Origin of the sequence: Ferrimonas futtsuensis DSM 18154, from assembly GCF_000422645.1 — a bacterium.
Taxonomy (GTDB): Bacteria; Pseudomonadota; Gammaproteobacteria; order Enterobacterales; family Shewanellaceae; genus Ferrimonas; species Ferrimonas futtsuensis.
Genome location: NZ_AUGL01000017.1, coordinates 67,930 through 79,271, shown reverse-complemented (window position 1 = coordinate 79,271; position 11,342 = coordinate 67,930). Strand labels below are relative to the sequence as shown.

Genomic DNA, 11,342 nt, shown 5'->3' with positions numbered 1-11,342 from the left:
AACAAGGTTCCTCACCGCTATGGATGATTTTCGCATTATTTTGATTGTCGTTGGTTTGCTGTCTATCGTGGGCCTGCTCGCCCACGGTCTGTGGTCCATTCGCAGGCAGCAACCGCGCAAGATGAAGGCGCGCCCCTTGCAGCCCCTGGATAAGGAATCCAGCCGCGACTCACAAGGGTTTGACCCCGATGGCGTCGGCACGGTGAGAACCATCAGCACCAAGGAACCTGATCTCGAGCTCCCCAAGGAGCCGATGATGTCCACAGAGCCCGCCCTGGCGGCGGAGCCTGAGCCCAAGGTGGTCGCTGAACCGGCACCGGACAAAGCTGAACCCGCTGCGCGCCGGGAGCCCGCCATCTCTGCCGACCCCAAGGTGCAGCCGCCCGAGATGGCTGAATCCAAGCAGACAGAGCCTGAGTTGACCAAGCCCGATCCGGTCAAGGCGAAGCCACCGGCGGCCAAGGCTGAAAAGGTGGAACCTCAGATGAAACCTGAGCCCAAGGTGGTGGATCCTCTGCTCAGTCCGGAAGAGGTGGTTGCTCCCGAGCCGCAGGAGCCGGAAGGTGGTCTGGTGACCTCGCCCGAGGATGTGCTGGTGATGCACGTGGTGGCCAAAGAGGGCAACAGCCTGCAAGGCGCAGAATTGCTGCATAACTTCCTGACCCTGGGGATGAAGTTTGGCGAGATGAACATTTTCCACCGTCATCAGGACAGCGCCGGCCGCGGGCCAGTGATGTACTCCCTGGCCAACATGATGAACCCGGGGACCTTTGATCCGGACACCATGGAGCAGTTCGAAACCGAAGGGGTGTCGCTGTTTATGACCCTGCCCAACCAGTGTGATGAGACGGTGGGCTTCTCCATGATGATGGGGGCGGCCCAGGCCCTGGCCGATATGCACGGCGCCATTGTGCTCAACGATCAGCACAAGGAGTGGGACGATTTCAGCAAAGATCGCTACATGGCCCGGATTCAGAAGTTTGAAAACCAGCCAGCTTAATACCCGTTTAACCCAATGTTGTTCACTGCTGCCAGCTTGAATTGTCCCACTCTGGGTGATGAGACTGACTGTCAGAACCACTGACACTTGCGTCTCACGCCTTGACTGGAGCAATCTCTTCGGCGCACTGGATTGAACACTGACTTGATTAAACCGGTATAACTTAATTCACTCACCCCCTCGGGGGTGTCCTGTTACCCAAGAGTGAAAGGCCGCCACTGGCGGCCTGTTTATTTATGACCGAGAACGCCAAACAACGCATCGACGCGCTCAGCCGAGAGATTGAGCAGCATAACCACGCCTACTACGTCATGGACAACCCCAGCATCACCGATGCCGAGTACGATCGGATGATGCGCGAGCTTCAGGACCTGGAGCAGGCACACCCAGAGCTGAAGCTGCCCAACTCTCCCTCCAGCCGTGTCGGTGGCATGGCCCTGGACAAGTTCACCCCTGTGGTGCATCGGGTGCCGATGCTGTCGCTGGATAACGCCATGAACGAGGAGGAGTTCCTCGCGTTCTATGAGCGGGTGAGCGGCTTGGTGGGTGAGCAGACCATCGAGCTGTGTTGCGAGCCCAAGCTCGATGGTCTGGCGGTGAGCCTGATCTATGAGCAGGGTCAGCTGGTGAGTGCCGCCACCCGGGGTGATGGCACTACGGGTGAGGGGATCATCGAGAACGTCCGTACCATTAAGGCGATCCCTCTGGTGCTCAAGGGCGAGGGTTACCCCGAGGTGCTGGAGGTGCGCGGTGAGGTGTTTATGCCCACCGCCGGTTTCGATGCCTTCAATGAGCGTGCGCGCGCCAAGGGGGAGAAGACCTTTGTGAACCCCCGTAATGCGGCGGCCGGCAGCCTGCGTCAGCTGGACTCCAAGATCACCGCGTCCCGTCCACTGAGCTTCTACGCCTACAGCCTGGGTGTGGTGGAGGGGGAGCGCAGCCCGCTGCCTGACACCCATTTCGGCCAGCTCGAGGCGGTAAAAGCCTGGGGACTGCCGGTGAGCGATCAGGTGAAAGTGGTCAGAGGCGCCGAGTCGGCGCTGGCGTACTACCGGGATATCCTGGCCCGTCGTGAGCAGCTGCCTTATGAGATCGACGGGGTGGTCAACAAGGTCAATGGCATTGCCCTGCAACGGCAACTGGGTTTCGTGGCGCGGGCCCCTCGCTGGGCCATCGCCGGCAAGTTCCCCGCCCAGGAGGAGATCACCGTCCTGGAGGAGGTGGAGTTCCAGGTGGGACGTACCGGCGCCATCACCCCGGTGGCCAGGCTCAAGCCGGTGTTTGTCGGCGGTGTGACGGTCTCCAACGCCACCTTGCACAACGCCGATGAAATAGCCCGTCTTGGGGTGATGGTGGGTGACAGCGTCATCATTCGCCGCGCCGGCGACGTGATTCCGCAGATCGTCTCCGTGGTCACCGAGCGCCGCCCCGAGGGTGCCACGGCCATCGAGTTCCCCGAAACCTGTCCGGTGTGCGACTCTGCCGTCGAACGCCTGGAGGGGGAGGCGGTGGCTCGCTGTGCCGGCGGCCTCTACTGCCGGGCCCAGCGCAAAGAGGCGATCAAGCACTTTGCTTCCCGTAAGGCGCTGGATGTCGACGGCCTGGGGGATAAGATTGTTGAGCAGCTGGTGGACAAGGAGCTGGTGGAGACCCCGGCCGACCTGTTCAAGCTCAGTGCCTCCACCCTGACCATGCTGGAGCGGATGGGCTCCAAATCTGCCCAGAATCTGGTTGCCGCCCTGCAGGCCGCCCGGGAAACCACCCTGCCAAAATTCCTCTACTCACTGGGGATCCGTGAAGTGGGTGAGGCCACGGCGGCCAACCTGGCCCGCCATTTCCGCACCCTGGAGGCGGTGGCCACCGCCGAGGTGGACGCGCTGATTGACGTGGACGATGTGGGCGAGATCGTCGCCCGTCACGTGCATCAGTTCTTCCGTCAGCCTCACAACCAGGAGGTGATCGCCGCCCTGGTGGATCCGGAGCGCGGAGGGGTGCACTGGCCGGAGATTGCTCAGGTGGAAGAGTCGTCCCAGCCTCTGAAGGGCCAGACCTGGGTGCTCACCGGCACGCTCAGCCAGATGAGCCGCAGCGAAGCCAAGGCGGGCCTGGAAGCCCTGGGGGCTAAGGTCAGTGGCAGCGTCTCCAAGAACACCCACTGTGTGGTGGCCGGTGAGAAGGCGGGCTCGAAACTGACCAAGGCCCAGCAGCTGGGGGTGGAAGTAATGGATGAACAGGGGCTGATCGCACTGCTCGGCGGTTGACTTAGGAGCGGGGACTCAGTGTAATAGCCTTTGTAAAACAGTTGGTTGTTTAGCTGGTTAACCTCGAGTCCCCCACCTCTCCACCTCAAAGGATGAGTTGGGTTATGATGAAGCTGTAGTCAAAAGATAACGACGCCCGGGGGTTAGGCCGCCGGGAAGGCTTAAGGTAGCGGTATTTCCTCTAGCCTGAGAACTGTCTCATGAGATCAGGGAGAACTCAGATGAAATCCGTCGAGCAATGGTTTGCGGAGTATGGTGAGAGCCACCGCAACCCCACCAACAAGACCATTCATTGGATCTGCGTGCCGCTGATCACCTTCAGCGTCCTCGGCATGCTGTGGTCCCTGTCACCCTGGGTGGCCCTGGCCGCCGTGGTGTTGTCGCTTCTGTTTTACCTGCGACTGTCCCGCCCGCTGGCGGTGGCCATGGCGGCGATCGCCGCCCTGATGCTGTGGGTGATCAGCAATCTGACTCAGATTTTAATGCTCAGTGTGTTGATCTTCGTGCTGGCTTGGATAGGCCAGTTCTATGGCCATCACGTTGAAGGCAAGAAGCCCAGTTTCTTTAAAGATGTGCAGTTCCTGCTGATCGGCCCCATCTGGTTGCTTGGATTCATCTTCCGCAAGCAGGGGTGGCAGTATTGATGCTCAGCCGGGCGCAGACCGGCGGGTTTGAGAGGGGTTATGGCGGTTTCTGAAGTACGGCTACCTGTTGAAAAGCTGGAAGTGGGGCAGTCCATTCGCCTGCCCCTCTCCTGGAAGGAGCACCCGTTTCTGTTCAGCCGCTTTACCATCAAGGACGCCCAGCAGATAGCCATCATTGCCAAGCTGGGTCTTAAGTATGTCTTCCTTCAGGCAGACTCAGCATCTGCTCAGCTCATCCAGCAATCCCTGCAAGCGGAACCTTCGCCTAGCTCCCCTGAGCCAGAGGAGCCCAGTGAAGAGCAGCTGGTATTGCTGCGGGCACAGGAGCAGGAGCGCCAGGCGACCATCGATTACCACCGTCAGGTGCGTCGCTGCGAACAGGCGTACAACAAGGCCCTGGAGCAGCTCAAGGCTGCCTATGGCTATCTTGCCGCTTCCCCCGACCGGGCGTTTGCGGAAGCCAGTTCGGTGATCGGCACGGTTCAGGAGCAGCTGGAGACCCATGGCGAGCAGGTTCTGCTGCTGCAAGTGTCCGCCAATCAGGATGGCAAGGGTCTGCACTACCATGGGCTCAATGTGTGTGTGCTGGCGATGGTTCTTGGCCGTGCCTGTGACGTCGACCCGGCAGATGTCCGGCTGGTGGCGATGGCGGCGCTGTTCCATGATGTGGGCAAGTTACGCATTCCCCACAGCATTCTGAATAAGCGTATTCCCCTGACCAAGCCTGAACAGGCCTTTGTGGATGCTCACCCCAAGATGGCCCTGGAGATGCTCAAAGGGGCAGCCCTGGGCCACAAACGCATCAAGCAGATGGTGGCCAACCACCATGAGATGCTCGATGGCAGCGGCTACCCTCAGGGGCTGAAAGGGGAGGCGATCTGCACCCTGACCCAACTGCTCAGTGTGGCCAATGAGTACGACCACCTGATCAATGGTTCCCATAAACGTCTGGCCCCTCACCTGGCGCTGGCCTATCTGTTCAAGTTCCGGCGCGGTCAGTTGAACCCGGACTTCATGCAGAGCCTGGTGAAGGTGCTGGGTCTGTATCCTATCGGCTCACTGGTCAGGCTTAGCAACGACGCGGTGGCCAAGGTGGTGAGCGTGGACGAACAGGACCAGAAATCCCCCAGGGTGATCATCTATGATCCCAATGTCCCGCGTCGTGAGGCGCGGGTTGTCAGCCTGCTGGAGCTGGGCCTGAAGGTTCAGGAACCCCTGGTGGACGCAGAGCTGCCATCCTCCATTCGTGATTATCTAAGCCTTAACCTCGGAGGGGCCTGATGTCCCATATTCTTGTTGTCGGAGCCGGTTGGCTCGGACTGCCCCTGACTGCTGCCCTGACTCAGGCCGGCCACAGCGTGACGGCGACCCGGCGAAGCAGCGATGGATTGAAGGCGGTCGCCGAAAGTGGCGCGATCCCTTTGCCATTGGATCTGCAGCAGCCGATCCCAGCGCTGCCGCAGTGCGATTTGATGGTGCTTTGTCTGCCTCCTGGGCGTCAGCCCGATGCGGCGCCGTTTCATGAGCGGCTGGCGCCGTTGTTTGATGCCGCCGCTGAGGCGGGGATCTCCAGGGTGATCTTCACCAGTGCCACCAGCGTTTACGGCAGCGTCCGGGGCAGGGTGGATGAGAGTGCCGAACTCGATGGCGGCGAGAGGGCGGCCCGTATGCTCAAGGTGGAGCAGCTTTTACGGGCACGGTTTGAGCAGGTGACGGTGCTGCGCCTGGTCGGCCTGGTTGGCGGGGAGCGTCACCCGGGTCGATTTCTTGCTGGAAAAAGTGGGCTTTTGGGGGCTAAGGATCCGGTCAACCTGGTTCATCGGGACGATGTGGTCTCTGCCATCCTGGCGCTGGTTGAAGCGGATCTCTGGGGGGAGACCTTTAACCTGGCGTCGCCTCACCACCCGGGCCGCGAGGCGTATTATCGCTACTGCGCCGGGCGTCTGGGCCTGGCGGCTCCCAGCTTTGATTCAGAGCACCATCAGCCCAGATGGGTGGTGGGGGATAAGATTGTCCAGGCGCTGGGTTGGCGCTATCGACACACCGATCTCTACACTTTGCCGGAACTGATGCGGTAACAGCAGCGGTGGGCGCCTGCCAGGATGTGCTGTTCACGCTCCACCTGGGCAGGCGCCAGCAGTCGCCGGAACAGCGCCAGCTCATTTCGGCAAAACCCCTGGCACACAGTCGCAGCACTGCAGATGGGGCAGTGATCCTCAATCAGCAGCCACTGCTCTGCATCCTGTTCTATGCGGGCCAAGTAGCCCTCCTGGGTGCGCAGCTCAGCCAGCTGGGTCAACCTGTCCTCCAGGCTGGCGGCGCCGGACAGTCTCTGCTGGTATTCAGCCAACTGCTGGTCACTGCGATGAGCCAGAATCTGCTCGATGGCATCCGCTCCCTGGAGAGATACGATGCTATTAATCATTTGAATTGCCACGTCATTGTGTCTGTCTCCGAAACTTTGATGTCCCTGGCGGGTCAAATGCCAGTGTCGGCTGGGGCGGCCCTTGCCCTGCTTCTTATCAAAGTGCCCCACCAGTTGCTGCTGCTCCAGTTTCTCCAGATGCTGCCTGGCGCCCATGGTGGTCATCTCAAGCTCGCAGGCCAGAGGGGCGACAGGAGTGGGGCCCAGACGCTTGAGCAGGGACAACAGCAGTTGTTGGGTTGAGGACATAGAGAGTATCCCTTTGATGATTCAGTTCATCCTAACGCGAACCATGATTATATCAAATTATTGCTTTACTTAAGGAGGCCAAAATGAAGGCTTGGTTGATGGCGGTATTGATAGCGGTGCCTCTCGGCGCCATGGCCGAAGGCCGCTGGGTTGAGGTCTCCGGACAGGCACAGGGTCAGCTGCCCGTGGACAAGGTGCACCTTCAGTCCCGCATCGAACTGGTGGCCAAGGACCCGGTCAGCGCCAAGGAGCAGGTGGATGCCCAGGTGGCCGGGTTACTGGCGCTGTTTCGCGAACATCGAATTCCCAAACAGAGCGTGGATGCCGGCTCTCTGCGGGTGAGCCCAGAATACCACTACCAAGATCGCACCCGTGAACTGGTGGGCTACCGGGCATCACGCAGCATCGGCCTGAATCTTGATGCGGGAGAGTCCGGCAAGTGGCTGGCGCTGCTGCTGGAAAACGGCGTCAATCAGGTGGACGAGCCCAGGTACTGGTCCAGTGATGGCGGCAACTTCGAAAAGCAGTTGATGGAAACCGCGTTTAAAGACGCCATGGACAAAGCCAAACGGCTGGCTAAGGTCAGCGGCAACAAACTGGGTGAGGTGCTGATGATTCAGGAGTCTCGCGGTGGCATGCCCAGACCCATGATGGCCATGAGCCGAATGGAGGCAGATGTGGCCTATCAACCCGGCGGCCAGGAGATGACGGCCACCGTGCTGATTCGGGTCGGGCTGACGGACTAGAACAACGCCGAGCGGGCCTGGTTGAGCATGCCGAGCAGGTCCCCGCCATTGAGGCTCTGGGGGCTGTCCAGCAGTTGTTGCTGGCGGGCCCCCAGGCTGCTTTCCACCTCTTTCAGGGTGTCGGCGGCCCTGGTCAGATCGGCGGCGCCGCCACCGAGCACCTGACTCAGGGTGCCGCCGCCCTGGGCCTGCATCAGTCCCTGGGCCTCTTTGATGAAGGCCTGGCTTTTGGCCTCATTGGCCTGCATCAGCTTGGCCAGCTCGCCATCAAACTCCTGGGCGTGGACCTGAACCCTGTCCTTGGTGGTCTCGACCGGATTCTTGACCTGGCTGATCTTGGTCTGAGCGGGCTGCTGGTCCATCTGCGCCTTTCGCTCTTTGGCGGCCTGCTGGATACGGTCCAGCCCAGGCTGGGGCCCCTGGGTCAGTTGTGCATGGCTGCTGCTGATGTTCATAATGGTCCTCTTTTTTGTCGCTGTTTACAGGAGCGGTATTCACTGAGCAGGAAGTTTGCAAAGGGTGTGCCAGGCGCAAATACCTTTACTTTGTAACCATTTGGGATTGGTCAGCCCCTGGGTTAACATGTGTCAAGAACGTCAGCCTGAAGAGGTTCAGGCGGCAATAGCGGGAGGCAAGGCGTTGCCACCCCGGAATTTTTAAGAGGAAAACGTTGTGATTGCGAGACTGTTGGCGCTAGCGCTGATGACCGTAGCCTTTGTGGTTCCGGCCCAGGAGTTTAAAGAGGGGGTTCACTACAAGGTGGTGGATGGCCTGTCTGAGTCCAAGACCCCGGTGGTCAGGGAGTTTTTCTCCTACTACTGTGGCCATTGCTACCGTTTCGATCCGGCGTTCAAGCAGATCACTTTGGCACTGGGCGACAAGGTCCATGTAGAGAAGACCCATGTGGGTTTCAATCGCGACAGCTGGAAGCTGGCGGCGAAGGGTTTCTACATCAGTGAGATCCTTGGGGTCAACCAACAGACCCATAAGGCGTTTTTCGAGCGCATTCAGCGTGACGGCAAGCCGATTCACAACGATGCCGAGTTGGAGCAGTTCTTCGTGGCGCATGGCGTCAGCGCCGCGGACTACGCAAAGGCCGCTGGCAGTGCAGACCTGAAGCTGAAGCTGGCTGACAGCGACACCCGGACCATGCTGGCAGGGATCTCCGGCGTGCCTTCGGTGCTGGTAAACGGCAAGTATCTTGTTGTGAACCCCGGACGTACTCTGGCCGATTATGTGGCCCTGGTTGAGTACCTGATGACCAACCCCTGATCCTTTCGGCCGGGCGATGCCCGGCCAGCTCCTCCCCCCCCAGTTCGACCAAAGTCTAGCGGCTGGCATCCCCTGCTAAATTGCCACATATTGCCTTGATATTAAAAGGTTTTTGAGTTTGGCCTTGCCTGGCGTTGCGCAACCTTAGACTAAGGTCTACGAGGCGCAGGCCACTCCCCTTGCTAGGTTAGAACCGACGAGATGCCGATCACACTTTGCATCCGGCCTGGTGTTGCTCATTGTGTCAATTCACATCTATCCAACGTCAGAAGTTGTGTTTCAAGAAGCAGTTGCACAGGCCGGATGCGCATTGGATGGGCGATCACTACTACAAGAATGGAAACATGGGGAGCGATTATGGCATTCGAAAGCACCGAATCCGCCAAAGCGTATTGGAAGGAAAATCTCAGGCTGCTGTTGTCACTGCTGGTGATCTGGTTTGTGGTCTCCTTTGGTTTTGGCATCTTGCTGGTGGAGCCCTTGAACAGCATCAAGCTATTTGGCTTTAAGCTCGGGTTCTGGTTTGCCCAACAGGGGGCGATCTACGTCTTTGTGGCGTTGATTTTTGTCTATGTGGCCAAGATGAACGCCCTGGACAAGAAGTACAAAGTTCAGGAAGACTAGGAGAGCAACATGGATCTGCAAACACTCACCTTTATTATCGTCGGTCTGACCTTTGCGCTGTACATCGGTATTGCGATCTGGGCCAAGGCCGGCTCCACCACCGAGTTTTACGTGGCCGGCGGCGGGGTGCCTCCCGTGGCCAACGGCATGGCCACTGCCGCCGACTGGATGTCAGCCGCCTCCTTCATCTCAATGGCGGGCCTGATCTCCTTTATGGGTTACGATGGCGGCGTATACCTGATGGGCTGGACCGGCGGTTATGTACTGCTGGCTCTGTGTCTGGCGCCTTACCTGCGTAAATTCGGCAAGTTCACCGTGCCGGACTTCATCGGTGACCGTTACTACTCCCAGGTGGCCCGTATTGTGGCTGTCGTCTGTGCCATCTTTGTCTGCTTCACCTATGTGGCCGGCCAGATGCGTGGCGTGGGCGTGGTGTTCAGCCGCTTCCTGGAAGTGGACATCGTCACCGGTGTGGTCATCGGTATGGCCATCGTGTTCTTCTACGCGGTACTGGGCGGCATGAAGGGGATCACCTACACCCAGGTGGCCCAGTTCTGCGTGCTGATCACCGCCTACCTGGTGCCTGCGGTCTTCATCTCCATCATGATGACCAACAATCCTCTGCCTCAGCTGGGCTTCGGTTCGACGCTCAATGACGGGTCGGGGATGTATCTATTGGATAAATTGGATGGGCTATCGACGGAGTTAGGCTTCAGTCAATATACGGACGGGTCGAAGAGTACCATTGACGTGTTCTTCATTACCGCCGCCCTGATGGTGGGTACTGCCGGTCTGCCACACGTGATTGTGCGCTTCTTTACCGTACCCAAGGTCAGTGACGCCCGTCTGTCCGCCGGTTGGGCCCTGGTGTTCATCGCCATGCTGTACACCACCGCCCCTGCAGTTGCCTCCTTTGCCCGGGTCAACATGATCAACACCATTAACGGTGAAGATGGCCGTGGCATCGTTGGCGAGCAAGCCCCCTCCTGGGTGAAGAACTGGAGTGATACCGGCCTCATCAGCTGGGAAGACAAGAACGGCGACGGTCGCATGTTCTACTCCGGCGATGAGCGCAACGAGATGAAGATCGACCGCGACATCATGGTACTGGCCAACCCCGAGATTGCCGAGCTGCCCAACTGGGTGATCGCTCTGGTGGCGGCCGGTGGTGTGGCTGCGGCCCTGTCGACCTCGGCGGGTCTGCTGTTGGTGATCTCGACGTCGGTGTCCCACGACTTGTTGAAACGGTCGTTGATGCCGAACATCACGGACAGACAGGAGTTGACCTACGCCCGAGTGGCTGCGGCCGTCGCCATTGTGGTGGCGGGGTATCTGGGAATCAATCCGCCGGGCTTTGTGGCTCAGGTGGTGGCGTTTGCCTTCGGCCTGGCAGCGTCGTCCTTCTTCCCGGCCATCATCATGGGCATCTTCTCTAAGAAGATGAACAAAGAGGGTGCCATTGCCGGCATGATCTCCGGTATCACCTTCACCGCGGCGTACATCATCTACTTCAAGTTCATCAACCCTGCGGGGAATAACCCGGATAACTGGTGGTTCGGTATCTCCCCTGAGGGGATCGGCACCCTGGGTATGATGGTGAACTTCATTGTGGCCTTTGCGGTGAGCAAGGTAACCGCGGCAGTGCCTCAGGATGTACAGGATCTGGTTGAACAGATTCGCTTCCCGAAAGGCTCTGGTAAGGCTCAGGCCCACTAAAGCCAAAACCAGTAAAGAAAAAGGGGCGGTAATACCGCCCCTTTCTTTATCCCTGTTCTCCCATGCCAGCCAGCAGGCCTGGTCTTCAAGGGTCAGATCATGGTGAGATTGACGATACGCAAAATGATGCCGATGAACAGAAACAGGACGCCCATCCGATAGAAGCGGAACTCGCCGATGGTGAAATCCTTGAGCTTGCCGACCCACACCTGCCAGAAGCCATGCAGATGTTTCTGTCGCTTGCTGTAGAGGGTCAGTGCGGTCAGCACCAAAAGGGCACCGCCGAATAAGAAGAGTGATTCAATTATTGTTAACATAGTGGGGCTCCTTGCCAGTTATGCTCTGAGATTATCAAAGAGCGATCTGCGGCACGAGCCGATTACGACTAAAGGATAAAGCCTTAGG

Annotated in this window: 12 protein-coding genes; 9 read left to right on the top strand and 3 right to left on the bottom strand. The window is 59.0% G+C overall.

What is annotated here, in order from left to right:
• Nucleotides 1–19: 19 nt before the first annotated feature.
• From zipA to G505_RS0112205, 5 genes are all read left to right on the top strand, one after another.
• Nucleotides 20–1,000 carry a cell division protein ZipA gene (zipA, locus tag G505_RS0112225; protein ID WP_028109815.1) on the top strand — a complete coding sequence of 327 codons (981 nt, stop codon included), beginning with the start codon at nucleotides 20–22 and terminating at the stop codon, nucleotides 998–1,000.
• A gap of 236 nt (nucleotides 1,001–1,236) precedes the next feature.
• Nucleotides 1,237–3,261: an NAD-dependent DNA ligase LigA gene (ligA, locus tag G505_RS0112220; RefSeq protein WP_035385364.1), complete on the top strand. Its 2,025-nt coding sequence runs from the start codon at nucleotides 1,237–1,239 to the stop codon at nucleotides 3,259–3,261.
• Nucleotides 3,262–3,482: 221 nt separating this feature from the next.
• Nucleotides 3,483–3,905 carry an Mpo1 family 2-hydroxy fatty acid dioxygenase gene (locus G505_RS0112215; RefSeq protein WP_028109813.1) on the top strand — a complete coding sequence of 141 codons (423 nt, stop codon included), beginning with the start codon at nucleotides 3,483–3,485 and terminating at the stop codon, nucleotides 3,903–3,905.
• Nucleotides 3,906–3,944: 39 nt separating this feature from the next.
• Nucleotides 3,945–5,186, top strand: a complete 1,242-nt coding sequence (locus G505_RS0112210; RefSeq protein WP_028109812.1) for a cyclic di-GMP phosphodiesterase — start codon at nucleotides 3,945–3,947, stop codon at nucleotides 5,184–5,186.
• Nucleotides 5,186–5,983, top strand: a complete 798-nt coding sequence (locus G505_RS0112205) for an NAD(P)H-binding protein (RefSeq protein ID WP_028109811.1) — start codon at nucleotides 5,186–5,188, stop codon at nucleotides 5,981–5,983. The genes G505_RS0112210 and G505_RS0112205 overlap by 1 nt, the downstream gene beginning before the upstream one ends.
• Here G505_RS0112205 and G505_RS0112200 read toward each other — a convergent pair.
• Entirely contained in the window at nucleotides 5,956–6,579 is a 624-nt protein-coding gene (locus G505_RS0112200) for a helix-turn-helix transcriptional regulator (protein ID WP_028109810.1), read from the bottom strand. The two genes, G505_RS0112205 and G505_RS0112200, sit on opposite strands and share 28 nt — an antisense overlap.
• Nucleotides 6,580–6,662: 83 nt before the next feature.
• Between G505_RS0112200 and G505_RS0112195 the strand changes: the two genes are divergently transcribed.
• Nucleotides 6,663–7,325: an SIMPL domain-containing protein gene (locus tag G505_RS0112195; protein WP_028109809.1), complete on the top strand. Its 663-nt coding sequence runs from the start codon at nucleotides 6,663–6,665 to the stop codon at nucleotides 7,323–7,325.
• Here G505_RS0112195 and G505_RS0112190 read toward each other — a convergent pair.
• Nucleotides 7,322–7,780, bottom strand: a complete 459-nt coding sequence (locus G505_RS0112190) for a hypothetical protein (protein ID WP_028109808.1) — start codon at nucleotides 7,778–7,780, stop codon at nucleotides 7,322–7,324. The genes G505_RS0112195 and G505_RS0112190 overlap by 4 nt on opposite strands.
• Nucleotides 7,781–7,997: 217 nt before the next feature.
• Here G505_RS0112190 and G505_RS0112185 point away from each other — a divergent pair, with 217 nt between their 5' ends.
• The 3 genes from G505_RS0112185 (at nucleotide 7,998) to G505_RS0112175 (ending at nucleotide 10,937) form a co-directional block, all read left to right on the top strand.
• A complete protein-coding gene (locus tag G505_RS0112185; protein WP_028109807.1) occupies nucleotides 7,998–8,597 on the top strand; it encodes a thiol:disulfide interchange protein DsbA/DsbL in 600 nt (199 codons plus the stop codon).
• A 357-nt stretch (nucleotides 8,598–8,954) separates the two neighbouring features.
• Complete coding sequence (locus tag G505_RS0112180) at nucleotides 8,955–9,221, top strand: DUF4212 domain-containing protein (RefSeq protein ID WP_028109806.1); 267 nt, start codon at nucleotides 8,955–8,957, stop codon at nucleotides 9,219–9,221.
• A 9-nt stretch (nucleotides 9,222–9,230) separates the two neighbouring features.
• Nucleotides 9,231–10,937, top strand: a complete 1,707-nt coding sequence (locus G505_RS0112175; protein ID WP_028109805.1) for a sodium:solute symporter family protein — start codon at nucleotides 9,231–9,233, stop codon at nucleotides 10,935–10,937.
• A gap of 92 nt (nucleotides 10,938–11,029) precedes the next feature.
• On the opposite strand, the gene G505_RS0112170 is transcribed toward G505_RS0112175, so the two are convergent.
• Nucleotides 11,030–11,254: a hypothetical protein gene (locus G505_RS0112170; RefSeq protein WP_035385363.1), complete on the bottom strand. Its 225-nt coding sequence runs from the start codon at nucleotides 11,252–11,254 to the stop codon at nucleotides 11,030–11,032.
• Nucleotides 11,255–11,342: the final 88 nt, after the last annotated feature.